The following is a 17,558-nucleotide window of genomic DNA, read 5'->3' as shown; positions in this document are numbered from 1 at the left end:
GCACCATTGTAGATCCATTCCGGGAGTGGTGGCTGGCGTCCAAAACGGCTGGACAGGATCTCAACCAGTTCGACGAACGACGGGGCAGCAAACAGTTCGATGCGCTCCGGAACAGCCCAGACTTCAATCTCGTGAAACGATTCATCGCGAAAATCGAGAACGCTAAAGGCGAACGTTGCGACATGCAGCGCATAGCGCGCCGATGAGACATAAGTCGGCTGGGGATAGTACGTGTGATAGTAGTCGCCGCCCGCGTGGCCCGCCACGTCCGCCTTGAACGTGATCTCGGTGTTCTTGTCGCGCCCGACGCCTGGCTCCGAGCTCCACAACGGAAATTGCCGCCCGCGCAAATCAAAGTAGGAGAATTGCTCGCCCCCGCCCCAGACGTTCTCGTCCCGGTCGGCAACGACACGCAGCCAAAATCGGTTCACGGATGGATCAAGGGCCTGCAGCGCCAGCGCATTGCCCTCGAGCGTGACCGCCAGGCGCGGGGGCTGCCCCTTGGCAGCGGCAAGCACGATCCTCTCGCCATCCATCTCGGCATGCGCCAGCGGACAGCGTTCAGCAAGGCGATCTTCAATCTCGAAGCGACCGCGATGCATAGCGATGCTATCGTTCCCTTGGCCGACAAAGAAGCATGGGGCCGCGGCGCTGTGTGCAAGAACCCGGCGGCCACAAATGGAGACAGTAAAGCCGGATTGGGTCGTCTCAAGTTTCAAGTCCATTCCTCTCCATCCCTTCAGGTCAGGCCAGCATCGACCACGAAGTTCGCCCCTGTGCAGCCTGCGCTCTCGTCGGAGGCGAGGAACAGCGCCACGCGCGCAACGTGCGTGGCATCGAGTCGAAATTTGAGCGCCTGGCTCTCGATGAACTTCTGATTGCTTTCGGGCGTCGCCCACAGCCGCAGTTGGCGTTCCGTCACGATCGCGCCCGGCACGATGCAGTTGACGCGAATGCCCGCCGGGCCCAGTTCGCGAGCAAGTGTCTTCGTCATGCCGTTGATGGCCGCCTTCGCTGCCGTATAGCCGACCATTCCCGGAATCCCGCGCATCCAGGAAACCGAACCAAACATGATGATCGCCCCGCGGCCGGCCTCAATCATCCGCCTGCTCACGGCCTGGCTGGCGAAAAACTGATGATCGAGGTTCAACGCCAGCGCGCGTCGCCAGGCCTCAGGCCCAACGTCGGCCATCGCGTGGCGATCATCGCGGGCGGCATTGTTGATGAGCACTGCGACCGGTCCATGCTTGTCTTCCACGCCCGCGATCGCGGAGCGCAGCGCCGCAACGTCGGTGATGTCGCAAGCCATGAACTCGGCTCCCGTGGCGGCAGCGGTCTCCCGCCCCGCCTCCGCGTCGATGTCGACGAAAGAGACGATCGCCCCTTGGGAAGAAAAGGCCTTCACCATTTCGGCGCCAATTCCAGACGCCCCGCCAGTAATCAGTACGCTGCGACCAGCCAATGATGCGTAGCGAACCGAATCGTAAGCTGCCATTTTTTTAACCTCGTGAAGCCTCAGGCATCCGGATCGAAACGCGGCTTCTCGATACCGGGAACCATTTTTGCTGTTTCTTTGACACGTCAGCTCCTCATCCCTTGAGGCCGCCCGCCGTCAGCCCCGAGACCACACGCTCCTGGAAGATCACGATCAGGATTGCCACCGGTACGATGCCGACGACGAGCGCGGCCGAGATCACCGGCCAAGGGAAGGCGAATTCGCCCTGATAAAGCTGGATTCCGACTGGCAGCGTGCGCAGTGCCGGATCGGAATTGAACGAGAGCGCGAGCAGAAACTCATCCCATGAATTGACGAAGGCGAGGATACCCGCGGTAAATACGCCCGGCGCGGACAGCGGCACAACTACCTTGAACAACGCGCCAAAGCGCGTGCAGCCGTCGATCATGGCGGCATTCTCCAGATCGCGCGGAATGCCCTCGAAGAACGACGTCAGCACCAATGTACAGACCGGCAGGCTCAGCACCGTGTAAGGCAGAATCAGCGCCGTCCAGGTGTTGAGCAGATTGAGCGCGCGCATCGTCTCGAACAGCGGCACCAGGAGCGTCACCAGCGGGAAGGTCGAGACCGCGATGATCAGCGACATGATGAGGCCGCGAAATCTCAGATTCAGTCGCGCCAACGCATAGGCCGCGAGAACGGACACTAGCAGCGTCAGCACGGTCGACAATAGCGCGACCATGAAGCTGTTGAATAGGAACGTGAGCAGCGGTTGATCGGAGAATGCCTGGACGTAATTCTTCAGCGTCGCCGCTTGCGGCAGCCAGGTGATCGGCTTCTTCGTGAGCTCGGCCTCGGTCTTGAACGAGGTCAGCAGAATCCACAGCGCCGGGAACAGGCCGTTCACGACGAGAATGAGCGCAGCGATGGCCCGCAACGGTTTGCCGGACAAGGCCGCGCCGAGGGCGGAGAAGGCAGCCGTGCTCATGATGCGGACCCGCTGCCGCGGATCATCCGCAGGTAAAGTGCCGTGACGCACATCGAAAGGCCGAACATCACCACCGCAAGTGCCGATCCATAACCGAGGTCGAGGAACGACACGGTGTTCTGATGGATGTACATGGCCAACGTCGCGGTTGCGGTGCCCGGCCCGCCTCCCGTCATCATGTAGGGAATATCGAAGGTCTGCAGCGCGGTAATGGTGCGGAAGATCAGCGCGACCACGATCGTGGGCTTCAGCAGCGGCAGCGTGATCTCGAAGAACTGCCGCACACGCCCTGCCCCGTCGACGTCCGCTGCCTCGTACAGCGAACGCGGAATGGTCTGCAATCCGGCCAGGATGATCATCGCCATGAAGGACGAGGCCTTCCAGATGATGGCGAGGCAGATCGCGGCGAACGCGAGTCGCGGCGAATTGAACCAGATCACGCCCGGCAGGCCGATCCGATTGAGCACGTCGTTGACGACGCCGTATTCCGAATGGAAGAACCAGGCGAAGATCAAGCCCGCAAACGCAAGCGGCAGCGCCCACGGAATCAGAAGCGAGAGCCTCACCGGCCATCGCATCTGGAACGGCAGATTGGCGAGCAGCGCAAGTCCGAGCCCCACAAGCAGCGCGCCGGGCACCGTGATGAGCGTGATCAGGATCGTGTTCCAGGTCGCCTGCCAAAACACTGGATCTTCCAGCATCTGCTGAAAGTTCGCGAGCCCGGCGAATCGCGCCGGCAGGCCCGACGTCAGCGACAGGTCGAGGAAACTCGTATAGATCAGCCGGCCCACCGGATAGACGATGATAACGCTGAGCAGGATCGCGGCGGGGGCCAGGAGCAGCACCGCAAGCGTCGTTTCGTCCGGATCAAACCAGCGCGACAGCCTCGCGCGCCGCGCATGGACGCGACCGGCTGCGTTCTTGGACGTGGATGTCATCGTCATTGAGTCCGATCCGGATTGCGCGCAAGGCGACCGCAAGAATTCGCGACAACGAGCGGGATGCGAACAGGAGCGCACCCACTCGTCGCCGGAACGTGCCTTAGCGGAGGATTCGCTTCAGGCGAGCCTCGATCTGGGTGGCGCCGTCCGCCGGCGTGGTCACGCCAGCAAGCACCGCGTTGACCGTGGTCCGGATCGCTTCACTGACCTCGTTGTAACGCGGGGTCACCGGACGCGGCTGCGCGGTCTCGACAACCGGCTGAGCGTCGGCGAACCACGGCACCGCCTTGGTCACGTCCGCGTCCTTGTAGAGCTTGCCATAAGTCGGCAGCAGCGAGCCATTGACGGCCATGAATTTGGAGACTTCGGGGCTCGACAGATATTCGACGAGTTTCTTCGCCTCCTCCTGATGCTTGGAAAAGGCGGACACACCCCACTCCCAACCTCCGAGGCAAGTCGCCTGTTCGCCGCCCTCGACCGCCGGGAGCCGCGCGACGCCGACCTTGCCGACCACGGCGGAGTCCGCGCCCTGCGTCATGGCCCATGCGTAGGCCCAGTTCACCGCGAATACAACGTTGCCGGCCTGAAACTCCTTGCGCGTGTCGTCGGTCGCAACCTCGGCAATGTTCTTCTTGGCGACACCACTATCGGCGAGGCTCTTCCAGAGCGCGAGCGATTTCGCGGCAGCCTCACGATCGAAATCGAGCTTGCCGTCCTTCATGACTACCTTGCCCTGGCTCCAGTACGGTACGAGGAAAGTGCAGACAGCACCTTCAATTGCCTTGCCCTGGAACGAAAGGCCCTGCAGATTCGGATTGTGCTCGCCGTCCGCGATCTTCTTCGCGGCGGCAGCGAGCTCGTCCCAGGTCTTTGGCGGCTGGAGCCCGTATTTTTCGAGCAGGTCCTTGCGATAATAGAGGAACATGGAATCCGCAAAGGCGGGGAGCGCCACCACCTTGCCATTGACGGTGTTCGCCTCGGCATAGGCGCGGAGGTAAGCCGACATGTTTTCGCTTGCAAACGGACTGGTCCAGCCCGCAGCCGCAAACTGCGCCGGCCGTATGACGTCGAGCATCAGCACATCGAGTGACGAGTCCTTCGCCGTCATGACCGTGTTGAGATATTGCGCCTGCAGATCTGAGGTCGCGCCGCCCAGCTCGATAGTGACTTTGACGCCCGGATTGCGAGTTTCGTATTGATCGAGCACCGTGCGCCAAATGCCGGGCTGCCCCTGGCTTGTGATGAAGACCTTCAACGGGGTTTCGGCGGACGCGCCGGTTGCGAATGCCAATGCTCCAAATCCGAGCAGCAGTCCTGTTATCTTTGCAATGCGTCCCAAACTCATGCCGTCCTCCCGATTAAGATCGCCGCTTGCTCGCGACATTTCTAGCTTTTGGTCGATAGCTCGCCGCGCACCTCTACTGCAAGGCACGCTCCGTCTCCACATCGAACAGATGAATCTTCGCAGGGTCGAGGCCCAGCTTGAACGCCTCACCGGTGTGCGGGCGCAATTCGGGCGGCAGCCGCGCGGTCAATGTCGCGCCGCCCAACGAAAAATGCACCAGCGTATCGGAACCGAGCGGCTCGACCACCTGCACCTGGCAATTCAGGCCGATATCAGACACCCCAGATGTGAAATGCTCGGGCCTGATGCCGACTATGAATTCGCGCCCGTCAGCCGCCGAGATGCCGGTGCCAGTCAAAGCCGCAAGCGGCAAACGGTTGCCGTCGGCAAAATCGAGGTAGCCATGGGCAGCCCTGGCCTTGGCGAAGTTCATCGACGGAGAGCCGACGAAGCCGCCGACGAACACGCTCGCGGGATTGTTGTAGACCTCATCGGGCGTTCCGATCTGCTCGATGTCGCCGCCGCGTAGGATGACAATGCGATCGGCCAACGTCATCGCCTCGACCTGATCGTGGGTCACATAGACGATGGTGGTCCCCATTGTCTGGTGCAGCCTCTTGATTTCCGTGCGCACCTGACCGCGCAGCTTTGCGTCGAGATTGGAGAGCGGCTCATCGAACAGGAACACCTGCGGCCGCCGAACGATGGCCCGTCCCATCGCAACCCGCTGGCGTTGCCCGCCGGAGAGCTGTCCCGGCCGCCGGTCGAGAAGATGGGTGATGCCAAGCATCTCCGCCGCCCCGCTGATCTTGGCGTCCGCTTCCGCCGCGTTCGTGCCCCGCACCTTCAGGCTGAACCCCATGTTCTCGCGCACCGTCTTGTGCGGGTAGAGTGCGTAATCCTGAAACACCATGGCAATGTCGCGCTCGCGCGGCGGCAGATCGTTGACGATACGGTCGCCGATCCGAATCTCACCCCCACTGATGCTTTCAAGTCCGGCGATCATGCGCAGCGTCGTCGATTTGCCGCAGCCCGACGGACCAACCAGCACCACGAACTCGCCGTCGATGATCTCGAGGTCGATGGCCTTGACGACGCGAAACGCACCGTAGCTCTTCTCAAGCTTGCGCAGGCTGACCGAAGCCATGAGCCCTCTTCTCCCGTCCCCGCCCCGCATCCCCGACGGCCGTAGAAGCCGTGGCCCCAATGGTAGCGCTACGATTTTCGCAAATCAACGGTCGAGAAAACGCCTGCCGACCCCGGCTCTCGCCGTGGTTCTGAGATCCGATTCTAGCCTATTTGACTGATCTTTTGCCAGTAGCGAGAATGCGATAGTATCACGGACAGAACCTCGGCCAAATAGCAGCGCTATTATTTCGGGGCTACCAAGGGAATGGCGGCAGCAAAGCCCACACGCACCCGGCGCAAGATGCAACGGGTCACAATCATGGATGTGGCGGCGCGCGCCGAACTCTCGCCGTCCACGGTGTCCCTCTATTTCAGGAAGCCCGATGCAGTTTCGGCGGCGGCGAGCGAGTCGATCGCACGCGCCATCGAAGCACTGGACTACGTGCCGAACCTGATGGCCGGCGGCCTGGCTGCGGCATCATCGCGCGTCGTGAGCATCATCGTGCCATCCGTCCGCAATGCGTTCTTTGCCGAGACCGTCGCGGCCATGCAGGAGGAACTCGGCAAGCAGCGACTGCAAGTCATGCTCGGCCATACCGAGTACAAAGAGCACGACGAGGACAATCTGGTGCGCGCGGCACTGTCCTGGGCCCCTGCCGCCATCGTTTTGACCGGCCTCTCCCACAGCGCCGCGACGCGCAGGTTGTTGCGTGACAGCAAGGTGCCGGTTGTCGAAATCTGGGAGCTCGGTTCCCAGACGATGGACATGGCGGTCGGTTTTCACCACGACCAGGTCGGTCGCGCCGCCGCATCGCATCTCATTCAACGAGGGCGCAAGCGATTGCTGTTTCTTGGCGCCCGCCTGCACGAAGATCGTCGCGCTGCACGGCGGGCCCAAGGCTTCGTCGAGACGGCGCGGAACGTGCCGGACGTCACTGCGGAGATCATCCAGCATCCTGCGCCGGCGAGCACCGAGGTCGGTGCCATGCTGCTCGGCGAGGCCCTGCATCGCTTTCCGAACGTGAACGGGATTGCCTGCTCCAACGACCACATCGCCCTCGGCGTGATCTTCGAGTGCCAGCGCCTCGGCATCGCAATCCCCGAGCGCGTGTCGGTGGTGGGCTTCGGCGACTTGAGCTTCAGCGCAGCCTCCAATCCGTCCTTGACGACCATCCGCCCGCCTGGCGACCTGATCGGAAAGGAAGCTGCGCGACTGATCATCGCAAGGATCTCGCACCCCGACGGTAAGCCGGAACAGGCCGTCATCGATACGCGTTTCACATTGCTCCATCGGCAGAGCAGTTAATTGGAAATTCAATCACCTGTGACAACGGTGACGCCCAATTACGCCCGAGCCGACTGTCCTCGACTTCGTAAATACTGGTCTCGACGACGCTTTTTCCGACCTCGACCGTCTGATCTTGTGCGAGACTCGATGCGCCACGGAGGCCTACTCCAAGCTCCCGTCGAGGACTTCACCGAACTGCTCCCAGCCCGTGCCTGTCCATCGCTGAAGCTGCAGTTGCGTCCAGATCATGTTGTTCCGGTCACTGGTGTTGATCTGAACGCCGGGCAGCGCCGTTGGCAGCAAGAAGTTCTTCAGCGACTTCGCCTGCTTCATGATGTTTTCACGCGAAAGGTCGTCGCCGCATTGCTTGAGGATCTGCTCCAATACCATACCCTGCTGGTATCCGGTCAGGTAGCTCGTATTGGTGATATCGGAGCCGGGCAGGTATCGTTCGAAGAAGGCGCGATAGACCTTCACTCCCTCGTCATCCGCCCATTTCTGGTCGCTTGGATCCTTGTTCGGGGTACCGACGATGACACCGATCGAGTTCTCCAATCCCGCGGGCTTCAGCGTGCCCGCTATCGTTGACGACGGGAAGTTGATCAAGATCGTGGGATGCCACCCGCTCTCCACCGCACGACGGATGGCCTGCGCGGCAAACTTCGGTGTACCAGCGATGAACAGCGCCTGCGCACCCGAGCTCTTGAGCGTGACCACCTGTGAGTCGATCGTTGGTTCCGTCACCTCGTAACTGGCGGTCACCACGCGCTTGTCGAAATCGGCGCCCAACACGGCCTTGAAAGCGTTCACGTAGTCACGACCGAGATCGTCGTTCTGGAACAGAATCGCGTATTTCGCCATCGGCAAGGCGCGCTGCAGATATCTTGCGTAGATCTTGCCCTCGGTATCATAGCTGACGAGGCCAGTGGTCGTGAGCGGATAGTCCTTGACGCTGGTAAATTTGCTCGCGCCGGTGACGATTGCGATTGTCGGTACGCGTTTCGCAGCGAGGTATTTTGCCACGGCGGAATTGCCCGCCGTACCGAGCTGGCTGAACATGAAGGCGATTTCGTCGCTCTCCACCAGCCGGCGCGCGTGCTCAAAAGCCTTCGGCGGGCTGTAAGCATCGTCGAGCATCACGTACTCAATCTTGCGTCCGTTGATTCCACCACGATCGTTGATTGATTGCACATAAGCGCGCACACCCTGCCCGACCTGGCCGATCGAGGAGGCCGGTCCGCTCAACGGAAATATGCCACCAATCTTGATTTGCGTCGCTGTGACGCCGGGGGTGTCGCCCGCCCAGCAAGGGACCGACATTGCAAACAGCAGTGCGCAGGCCAGTCGGATGCCCCAAAACATTGTGCACTTCTCCATTGTTTTCGCGCCCTGCCTCGAGCAGGAAGCGATGCTTTTCTCAGTTCAAGTCAGGTTCTCAGATCAAGTCAGGCGGCAAACTTGAGTATCTTGACGATGTCGCCGGGCTCGCGGATCGGCTGTGGGTTCGCCCGCGTAAAAATTGAGAGCATTGCGTTCTTGCCGATCAGTTCAAAGCGGTCCTCGGCAACGCCGACCTCGGCGAGCGTTCGGGGAAGACCGAGCTCCGCAACAAACTCTGCGAAAGCCTCGCCGGCGTCACGCCCTCGCGCGCTGAGCGCCGCGGCGACAGCCTTCTGCGCGGCTTCCGTGGCGGGGCGGTTGTAACGCAATACGCTCGGCATCATCACGGCCGTGCAGAAATAGTGCGGCACGTCGCAGGTCCCGCCGAGCACATGCCCGATGGCGTGGCTCGCGCCCATCGGCACCCTCGCCTGCAGCCCAAAGGCCGACAGCCACGAGCCCAACTGACAGCTCAGCCGCGCCGCTTCGTCGTTCGGGTTGCTCCTGGTGCGCCGCAGACCATCATGCAGATAGCGCAGTCCCTGTTGACACACGGCATCGACGAGCACGTTCGGACGACTGGAACAGATCGCCTCGATGCCGTGATCCATGGCCCGGGTGCCGGAGCCGAGCCAGAGCTTCTCCGGCGTATATTTCGTCATGGCGGGGTCGAGGATGATGCTGCGCGGCATCATCATGGGGTGGTTGAATATCTGCTTCAGCTTGCGGCGGGTATCGGTGACCAGCGCGCCGGAATTGTATTCGCCACCGGACAACGTGCTCGGGATGGCGATCATACGCACCTTGGGAGTGCGGAACTGTCCAAAGCGGCGCTCAGGCGTGGTCTCGAAGCCGTCAAGCCCATCCTGCTCGAAAATCTCGTGCTCCATGCACATCAGCACGATCTTCGCCGCGTCGACCACCGAGCCCCCGCCGACGGCCACGACCAGGTCGGCCTTCGCCTCCGTCGCCCGCCGGGCAATCTGCACCACCGCTTCGCGCGTCGTATGCTGCGGGATACCGTCGAAAGTCTCCGCATGGCGCTCGCCCAGGGCCTTGCGGATCTTTTCGATCTCATCCGTCTTGGTGTTCAGTGTGCGACTGACGATCAGGTAGACGCGCTTTGCGCCAAGCCGCTCCGCTTCCTCGCGCAGCGCTTCGGCCGCGGGCTTGCCGTAGATCACCGATTCCATCGTCGGGTATTGATAACTGCCCACTGCAAGCATGCTTTCCCTCCCATCGATGCTGTTGTTCGACATCCCCGCAAAGCGCGCTGAACCGTCACGCGACGGCGCGCGCCGGAACGTCGTCGATGTTCTCGTCAAGGAAGCCGATCAGCCGCTGGCGTATGATCTGCTCGGCCTCGATCATGATGCGGTCGATCAGTTCCCTCACCGTCGGGATATCGTTGATCAGGCCGACCACCATCCCGCAGCTCCAGGCGCCCGCGTCCATCTCGCCGTTCACCATGACCTTGGGGTAGACCCCGGCAACCTGCTCGTGGATGTCGTCGATCTTGAGACTTTCCCCCTTCTCGCGCTCGATCTCGAGCAGCTCATCGACACCCTTGTTCTTCAGCACACGCTCGGTGTTGCGCAGCGCGCGCATGACCAGCACGGTGTCGAGCTCGGTTGCCTTGACCAACGCCTGCTTGACGTTGTCGTGGACCGGCGCCTCCCTGGTGGCGACGAAGCGGGTGCCCATGTTCATGCCGGCGGCGCCCATCGACAGCGCCGCGACGAGGCTCCGCGCATCCGCCATGCCGCCCGACGCCACGAACGGGATCTTCAACTCGTCCGCCGCGCGCGGCAGCAGGATCATGTTCGGAATATCGTCCTCGCCAGGGTGACCGCCGCATTCGAACCCGTCAACGCTCACCGCATCACAGCCGATCTTCTCGGCCTTGAGCGAATGCCGCACCGAAGTGCATTTGTGGATCACCTTGATCCCGGCTGCCTTCAGCGCCGGCATGTACTGCTCGGGGCTGCGGCCCGCGGTCTCGACGGCCTTGACGCCTCCCTCCTTGATGGCAGCGATGTATTCGGGATAAGGCGGCGCGGTAAAGCTCGGCAGGAAGGTCAGGTTCACGCCGAACGGCTTGTCGGTCATGTCGCGGCAGCGCGCGATTTCCTTCGCAAGCAGTTCAGGGGTTTTTTGCGTCAAGCCAGTGATGATGCCGAGACCGCCAGCGTTGGAGACGGCTGCCGCAAGCTCGGCAAAGCCGACGTAATGCATGCCACCCTGGATGATCGGATGCTGGATGCCGAATAGTTCAGTGATTGCCGTCTTCACGTGTGATCTCCGCTTTTGAATCAGTGGACGACTTCGAACAGACCGGCCGCGCCCATGCCACCGCCGATGCACATGGTCACCACGCCGTATTTCGCCTTGCGCCTACGGCCCTCGATCAGGAGGTGCCCCGTGAGCCGCGAACCGGTCATGCCGTAGGGATGGCCGATCGCGATCGAGCCGCCATTGACGTTGAGCTTGTCCGGATCGATGCCGAGCTTGTCGCGGCAATAGATCACCTGCACCGCATAGGCCTCATTGAGCTCCCAGAGATCGATGTCGTCGATCTTCAGATTGTGACGCTTCAACAGCCGCGGGATCGCAGCGACCGGGCCGACGCCCATCTCGTCCGGCTCGACGCCGGCGGCGACGAAGCCGCGGAAGATGCCGAGCGGCTTCAGGCCCTTCCTGGCAGCGATCTTGTCGCTCATGATCACGCAAGCCGAGGCACCGTCCGAGAGCTGGCTGGCATTGCCGGCGCTTATCGTCTTGCCCTCGAACACGGGCTTGATCTTGGCGAGGCCCTCGGCGGTCGTATCGGGGCGCGGTCCTTCGTCTTTGGTCAGCGTCACCTGCTGATAGCTGACCTCCTTGGTGTCCTTGTCGATCACGGCCATCTTGGTCGTGATCGGCACGATCTCGTCGTTGAAGCGGCCCCCCTGCAGGGCGGCACCGACGCGGCGCTGGCATTCGAGGCTGTATTCGTCCTGCTTATCGCGGCCAATCCTGTAGCGCTCGGCCACGACCTCCGCGGTCTCCAGCATCGACATGTACATTTCCGGCTTCATCGCCATCAGCTCTTCGTCGACGGCATGGAACCTGTTCATGTGGTCGTTCTGCACCAGGCTGATCGACTCGATGCCGCCGCCGATCGCGATCTCGACGCCGTCGAGCATCACCGAGCGCGCGGCAACCGCGATCGCCTGCAGGCCAGAGGCGCACTGGCGATCAATTGTGGTACCGGCAACCGTGACGGGGAGACCGGCACGGATCGCGCCCTTGCGCGCGACGTTCATCACCATGGTGCCCTGCTGCATGGCGCAGCCCATCACCACGTCCTCGACCTCGCCGGGCGCAATACCGGCGCGCTTCACCGCTTCCCCGATTACATGGCCGGCCAGGGTCGGACCGTCGGTGTTGTTGAGCGCGCCGCGATAGGCCTTGCCGACACCGGTACGCGCGGTAGAAACGATAACTGCATCAGTTGTCATGCTTGCCTCTCTGCTTAAGCCGCTTTTTCGAGCCGCGCGTAGCGCAGCAGGTGATAGGCGGGATCACCGAACTGGATGTTGATGGAGGAAATGCGCTTGAAGTAGTGCCCGACGTTGAGCTCGTCGGTCATGCCCATGCCACCATGCAGCTGCACGGCCTGGTCTGCGACGAACCTGCCGGCATAACCGATTTTCGATTTTGCGCCTGACGCCAGCCGCGAGACGCCTGCGTCGCTCGCGTTGAGGCTGAGATTGAGGTGCTGCATCAGGGAGAGCGCCTCCTGATGCGCGATGAACATGTCGACCATCCGGTGCTGCAGCACCTGAAACGAGCCGATCGTCGTTCCGAACTGCTTTCGCGTCTTTGAATATTCCAGCGTGGCCGAGTTCAGCTCCCCGATCGCACCGACGGCTTCTGCACAGAGCGCGCCGATCGCCCGATCACGGCAGGCTTCCAGCGCGGAGACGCCCTCGCCTTCCTTGCCAAGCAGCTGACCGCGGACATTGTTCAAACCGACCTCAGCGGCGCGGCGTCCGTCGATGGTCTTGAAACTCTGCAGATGCAGGTTGGCTGCGCGGCGATCGACGACGAACAAGCTGACGCCGCCGCGGTCACCTGAGATCCGGGCGGAGACGATAAGATAATCCGCCCAGGGTGCCGCGATCACAGCCGTTTTCTCGCCAGTGAGGACGTAGTCGCCGCCGTCGCGGCGCGCATTGGTCGTCACCGTCGCCAGATCGAAGCGCGAGCCCTTTTCGGCCCAGGCCAGAGCCCACATCTTCGTCCCCGCGATGATGTCGGGGATAAAGCCCTGCTTCTGCGCGTCGGATCCCGCCTGCTCGATCAGGCCGCCGGCAAGCACGACCGTTTCCACGAACGGCTCGACCACGAGGTGGCGGCCGAACTCCTGCATGATGATCATGGTCGACAGCGGCCCGCCACCGAGACCGCCGACGTCCTCGGAGAACGGCGCCGCGAACAGGCCGAGCTCGGCGAAATCGGCCCATTGTTCGCAGCTGACGCCTTCTTCGCTTGCGACGATCTTGCGGCGCGCGTCAAAATCATACTGGTCGCGCAGCAGGCGCTGGACGCTCGATCGCAATAATTCCTGCTCTTCCGTGAACTGGATATCCATCCGATCCTCTTGTGGCGCTGTTGCTAGAGACCGAGCACTGCCTTGGCGATGATGTTGCGCTGGATCTCGTTCGACCCGCCGTAGATACTGAGCTTGCGCGAGTTCAGGTACTTTTCCGACGCGGTGTGTCCATAGTCCGGCCCAGGCATGAAATGGTTCGCGCTGACCGGATGCTCGCGGATCGCCAGACCATAATTGCCGATGGCACGGTGAGTCAGCTCGGTGATGTTCTGAAAGATCTCGGTGCCGCGGATCTTGAACAGCGAGGCCGCCGGCCCCGGATCGATCCCGCGCGCCATCTGCGCCACGACCCGCAGCTCGGTCGCTTCCAGCGCCAGCACGTCGAGCTCGACGCGCGCGATATCCCTGATGAATTCGAGATGGGCCGGATCGTCCTGCGGGATCTCGGCCTTCACGATCCGCTTCAGGCGCTCGATGTATCGGGTCGAGCGGCCGATCCCGGCCATGCTGGTCCGTTCATTTCCGAGCAAGAACTTGGCGTAGCTCCAGCCCTTGTTCTCCTCGCCGATCAGGTTCTCGACGGGAACACGAACGTCTTCCAGAAAAACATCGTTGACCTCATGGGAGCCGTCGATGGTGATGATCGGCCGGACCGTAACGCCGGGCGACTTCATATTGATCAACAGGAACGAAATGCCGGACTGCGGCTTGGCGGTCGGATCGGTCCGCACCAGGCAAAAGATCCAGTCGGCGTGCTGGGCCAGCGTGGTCCAGGTCTTGTGACCGTTGACGATGTAGTGGTCGCCGTCACGCACGGCCTTGGTGCGGACGGTGGCAAGGTCGGATCCGGAGCCCGGCTCGGAATAGCCCTGGCACCACCAGTCCTCGCCGGAGAGGATGCGCGGCAGAAACTTCTTCTTCTGCGCCTCGTTTCCGAACGTATAGATGACCGGGCCGACCATAGTGACGCTGAACGCCAACGGCGGCATCGTGCCCGCACGGGTCGTCTCCTGCTCGAAGATGAAGCGGCGCGTGATCGCCCAGCCGGGTCCGCCATATTCCTTCGGCCAGAGCGGCGCGATCCAACCCTTCTTGTGCAGGATGCGATGCCACAGCAGCATCTGCTCCTTGGAGAGATCGGTCTCCGGGTTCGGAACGCGCATCTCCGCCGGATAATTCCCGGCGATGAAGGCGCGCACCTCGTCGCGGAAGGCCGCATCCTCCGGTGACAACGCGAGCTCCATCGGACCTCCTCCTACCACTTCTCGCCGAAGGGGCGGATTTCCAGCTCGAACGTCCAGGCGCTCTTCGGCTGCTGATAGAGCTGCCAGTAGGATGCCGCGACCGACGACGGCGGCATCAGGAGATCGGGATTGTCAAGCGCATCGGGACCCAGCGCCTCGATGCGGCGCTGCCGCACCCATTCGGTATCGACGCCGGAGTCGATGATGAGATGCGCGACATGGATGTTCTTCGGCCCCAACTCGCGCGCCATCGCCTGCGCCACCGCGCGCAGGCCGAACTTGGCGCTGGCGAAGGCTGCATAGCCGCTGCCGCCGCGCAAGGATGCCGTGGCGCCGGTAAAAAAGATGTTGCCGCCGCCGCGTGGCAGCATCAGCCGTGCCGCTTCGCGTCCGGCCAGGAAGCCGGAATAGCAGGCCATCTCCCAGACTTTCCGGAACACGCGCTCAGTGGTCTCCAGGATCGGGAAATTGACGTTGGCGCCGATGTTGAAGATGCAGACTTCCAGCGGCGCGTGCTTGTCGGCGTCGTTGAGGAAGGAGACGATCTCCTCCTCCTTGCGCGCGTCGAGCGAGCGAGCATGAATCTCGCCGCCGGCGGCCTCGACCTCCTTGACCAGCGGCGCGAGCTTGTCGCCATTGCGGCGGCCGGCGAAGATCCTAAAGCCTTCGGAAGCGAATTTCTTGGCGATCTCGCCACCGATGTAGTCGCCGGCACCGATGACAGCGACAGTCGCATTTCTCTTCTGCATGGTTTTCTCCGGCCTCTGGTTTTGACTGAACTCTTCTCGAAAGCGGCGTCGATGCTCACGCTTGGCCGCGCAGGGACTCCGCCAGCTTGTGCTTCAGAATCTTTCCCGTCGAGGTCGCCGGAAGCGCATCCAGCAGGATGATTTCCGAGGGACGTTTGTAGGAGGTGAGCTGCGGGACGACATGAGCCATGAGGTCCTGCGCGGTGGCCTTTGAGCCCTTGATCAACTGCACGAAGGCCACGACCTCTTCATTGCCCTCGACTGGCCGCCCGACCACGGCACACTGCACCACCGCATCGTGCGTACTCAACACTGCCTCAATCTCGGCCGGATAGACGTTAAAGCCGGAGCGAATGATCATCTCCTTGGTTCGGCCGACGATGTAGAGGCAGTCACCCTCGAAGCGAGCGAGGTCACCGGTGTTAAACCAACCGTCGGCATCGATCGCCTTCGCGGTCAGGTCAGGAGCGCGGTAGTAACCGCGCATCACATTCGGGCCACGAACATGGAGCTCACCGACCTCACCGTTGGCAACGGTCTTGCCGTTCCGAGCGACGAGCTTTGCCTCAAGGCCGGGGAGAACCGTTCCTACTGCGTGGTCGACCCTGGGGCTATCGGCCCGAACCCCGGAAATGCCCGGCGAGCACTCGGTGATGCCATAGCCGTTCAGGAGTGGCAGGCCGAGTTCCTGCTCGACACGAGATTTGAGCTCCAGATCGAGCGGCGCTCCCGCCACCGCGATCAGACGAAGCGCACCGCGATCGAACTTCGGCTGGCCTGCGTTACGCCGGTACTCGAGCAGACGCTGGTAGGTCGCGGGCACGCCATTGAGGATGGTAATCCCCTCCTCCGCCATCGCCTTCACAAGGGCAGCCGGATCATACTTCGTGACCAGGCGTACTGTGCCGCCGACCATCAAAGTCATGGTGAGCAGCGAAATGCCGACGATGTGCGAGATCGGAAGCACGCAATATTGCACGTCGGCCGAAGTCATCTTCCGCCAGCCCGCCGTGCCCCTGGCGCTAAACAGAAGATTGCGGTGAGTCAGCATCACGCCCTTGGGCGTGCCCGTGGTCCCCGACGTGTAGATGAGAACTGCAACCTGATGCGAACCATCGGTCTCGACCGGCTCCGCCGAAGTCTCCTCGTTCAGCGCGGTCACGCCGATGCCGCGGAGCGGGCCGACATCCTGCAGAGACGCGCCATATCGCGTCGCGTGGTCGGCCGCTTCCTGCGACACAGCGGCTGTAAGGAAGACCCGGCGAGCCCCACTGTGATCCCTGATCTGGTCAATCTCGCGGGGCGACAGCCGCGGATTGACGACGATCGCCCAGGCATCGAGCCGGCTTGCGGCGAGCAGCAGACAGGCAAGCGGAATGGAATTTTCGCTGACGATCATCATGCGGTCGCCGGCGCGGACTCCGAGCGCCTGCAGCGCGCCGGCGACGCCACCCACGCTCCGATCCAGTTCGCGATACGTCAAGCTTGCCTTGTCATCGATCAGCGCGAGCCGATCCGGCGTCGCATCGACATACCGGTCGATCACCTCGTGGATCCGGTTTGGCAAACCTTCAAGATGTTCTGCCGCCGTCTGCGTCGAAGCCACCACTGAAACCTCCCTGCAACGGCCCCTCGGGCCCGATTCTTGTCTTGCACGCGGTTCGGATCAGGCGGTCTTGCGCCGTTCCGTGGCCAGTTGCGCGACGATCTCGTCCTCCACCTCGCGCAATTTGTCCTTTCCAAAGAAAATCTCGCTTCCGACGTAGAAGGTCGGCGATCCAAACGAGCCGCGAGCCACGGCGTCGCTGGTGTTCTCGATCAGCTTCTTTTTGACGTCGTCCTGCTGTGCCCGTGCGATAATGCGGTCGATATCGAGACCAGAGGACAAGAACGCCTCGCGGAACACCTGCGGATCGTCCATCTTCTTGGGCTCGACCCACATGTGATGATACGCGGCGCGGAAATAGGGCTCAAATATTCCCTCGAACTGGGCCGCCACAACGCCGCGCATCAGCGTCAGCGTGTTTACCGGGAAGAACGGGTTCGACTTGAATTTGGTGATGTTGTAGCGCCGCAGAAAACGCGCGGTTTCGAGCGCATTATATTCGGGCTTGTTCTTGATGCCGTGCAGGGACTCGGCCGGCGACATGTTGCCGGTCGCCTTGTAGACGCCGCCGAGCAACACGGGGACGTAGTCGAACTTGACGCCCGTTCGCTGTTCGACGGCGGACAGTGCGAGTTCGGCAAGATAGGCATTGGGACTGCCGAAATCGAAGTGAAACTCGACCTTAAGCGGAGCGGTCATGGAGCGCCCTTCCCTTCGACGGCGGCGCTTGCGTGCGCGCCTGGTTGATGCGCGACAATCGATATAGTTCTATTTTAGAACTGTCAATATGATCTTGATCATACAATAGGGCTGTAAGCCGCCGTTTTCGGACATCC

The 17,558-nt window shown here is 62.1% G+C and carries 15 protein-coding genes and 1 pseudogene; 1 reads left to right on the top strand and 15 read right to left on the bottom strand.

Going from position 1 to position 17,558, the window contains the following annotated elements; genetic code table 11:
* The 6 genes and pseudogenes from Q3C01_RS33555 to Q3C01_RS33530 all read right to left on the bottom strand — a co-directional run.
* Window positions 1-719: pseudogene (locus tag Q3C01_RS33555) on the bottom strand (alpha-glucosidase); the annotation flags it as partial.
* A 20-nt stretch (window positions 720-739) separates the two neighbouring features.
* A complete protein-coding gene (locus Q3C01_RS33550; protein WP_458149551.1) occupies window positions 740-1,495 on the bottom strand; it encodes an SDR family NAD(P)-dependent oxidoreductase in 756 nt (251 codons plus the stop codon).
* A gap of 94 nt (window positions 1,496-1,589) precedes the next feature.
* A complete protein-coding gene (locus Q3C01_RS33545; protein ID WP_458149550.1) occupies window positions 1,590-2,444 on the bottom strand; it encodes a carbohydrate ABC transporter permease in 855 nt (284 codons plus the stop codon).
* Complete coding sequence (locus tag Q3C01_RS33540) at window positions 2,441-3,382, bottom strand: carbohydrate ABC transporter permease (RefSeq protein ID WP_458149552.1); 942 nt, start codon at window positions 3,380-3,382, stop codon at window positions 2,441-2,443. Before Q3C01_RS33540 ends, Q3C01_RS33545 begins: the two co-directional genes overlap by 4 nt.
* Before the next feature lie 103 nt (window positions 3,383-3,485).
* Window positions 3,486-4,730, bottom strand: coding sequence for an ABC transporter substrate-binding protein (locus tag Q3C01_RS33535; RefSeq protein ID WP_458149549.1), 1,245 nt, complete (start codon window positions 4,728-4,730; stop codon window positions 3,486-3,488).
* Between the two features lie 73 nt (window positions 4,731-4,803).
* Window positions 4,804-5,877: an ABC transporter ATP-binding protein gene (locus tag Q3C01_RS33530; RefSeq protein ID WP_458149548.1), complete on the bottom strand. Its 1,074-nt coding sequence runs from the start codon at window positions 5,875-5,877 to the stop codon at window positions 4,804-4,806.
* 246 nt (window positions 5,878-6,123) lie between these two features.
* On the opposite strand from Q3C01_RS33530, the gene Q3C01_RS33525 reads away from it, so the two are divergent.
* Window positions 6,124-7,164 (top strand): LacI family DNA-binding transcriptional regulator, encoded by a 1,041-nt coding sequence (locus tag Q3C01_RS33525; protein ID WP_458149547.1) that lies wholly within the window; start codon window positions 6,124-6,126, stop codon window positions 7,162-7,164.
* A gap of 144 nt (window positions 7,165-7,308) precedes the next feature.
* On the opposite strand, the gene Q3C01_RS33520 is transcribed toward Q3C01_RS33525, so the two are convergent.
* From Q3C01_RS33520 to Q3C01_RS33480, 9 genes are all read right to left on the bottom strand, one after another.
* Window positions 7,309-8,508 (bottom strand): ABC transporter substrate-binding protein, encoded by a 1,200-nt coding sequence (locus Q3C01_RS33520; protein ID WP_458149546.1) that lies wholly within the window; start codon window positions 8,506-8,508, stop codon window positions 7,309-7,311.
* 83 nt (window positions 8,509-8,591) lie between these two features.
* Window positions 8,592-9,752 carry an iron-containing alcohol dehydrogenase gene (locus Q3C01_RS33515; RefSeq protein WP_458149545.1) on the bottom strand — a complete coding sequence of 387 codons (1,161 nt, stop codon included), beginning with the start codon at window positions 9,750-9,752 and terminating at the stop codon, window positions 8,592-8,594.
* Window positions 9,753-9,807: 55 nt separating this feature from the next.
* Window positions 9,808-10,818, bottom strand: a complete 1,011-nt coding sequence (locus Q3C01_RS33510; protein WP_458149544.1) for an NAD(P)H-dependent flavin oxidoreductase — start codon at window positions 10,816-10,818, stop codon at window positions 9,808-9,810.
* A gap of 20 nt (window positions 10,819-10,838) precedes the next feature.
* Complete coding sequence (locus tag Q3C01_RS33505; RefSeq protein ID WP_458149543.1) at window positions 10,839-12,026, bottom strand: acetyl-CoA C-acyltransferase; 1,188 nt, start codon at window positions 12,024-12,026, stop codon at window positions 10,839-10,841.
* Between the two features lie 14 nt (window positions 12,027-12,040).
* On the bottom strand, window positions 12,041-13,162 hold the full coding sequence (locus Q3C01_RS33500; protein WP_458149542.1) for an acyl-CoA dehydrogenase family protein: 1,122 nt from the start codon (window positions 13,160-13,162) through the stop codon (window positions 12,041-12,043).
* 23 nt (window positions 13,163-13,185) lie between these two features.
* Window positions 13,186-14,367 (bottom strand): acyl-CoA dehydrogenase family protein, encoded by a 1,182-nt coding sequence (locus tag Q3C01_RS33495; RefSeq protein ID WP_458149541.1) that lies wholly within the window; start codon window positions 14,365-14,367, stop codon window positions 13,186-13,188.
* A gap of 11 nt (window positions 14,368-14,378) precedes the next feature.
* Complete coding sequence (locus tag Q3C01_RS33490; protein ID WP_458149540.1) at window positions 14,379-15,116, bottom strand: SDR family oxidoreductase; 738 nt, start codon at window positions 15,114-15,116, stop codon at window positions 14,379-14,381.
* A 55-nt stretch (window positions 15,117-15,171) separates the two neighbouring features.
* Window positions 15,172-16,722, bottom strand: a complete 1,551-nt coding sequence (locus Q3C01_RS33485) for a class I adenylate-forming enzyme family protein (RefSeq protein WP_458149539.1) — start codon at window positions 16,720-16,722, stop codon at window positions 15,172-15,174.
* A gap of 60 nt (window positions 16,723-16,782) precedes the next feature.
* Window positions 16,783-17,421, bottom strand: a complete 639-nt coding sequence (locus Q3C01_RS33480) for a 2-hydroxychromene-2-carboxylate isomerase (protein ID WP_458149538.1) — start codon at window positions 17,419-17,421, stop codon at window positions 16,783-16,785.
* Window positions 17,422-17,558 lie beyond the last annotated feature (137 nt).

It is taken from the genome of Bradyrhizobium sp. UFLA05-109 (assembly GCF_054185165.1).
The sequence above is the reverse complement of the archived record's forward strand: the minus strand, read 5'-3'. Positions and strand labels throughout refer to the sequence as shown.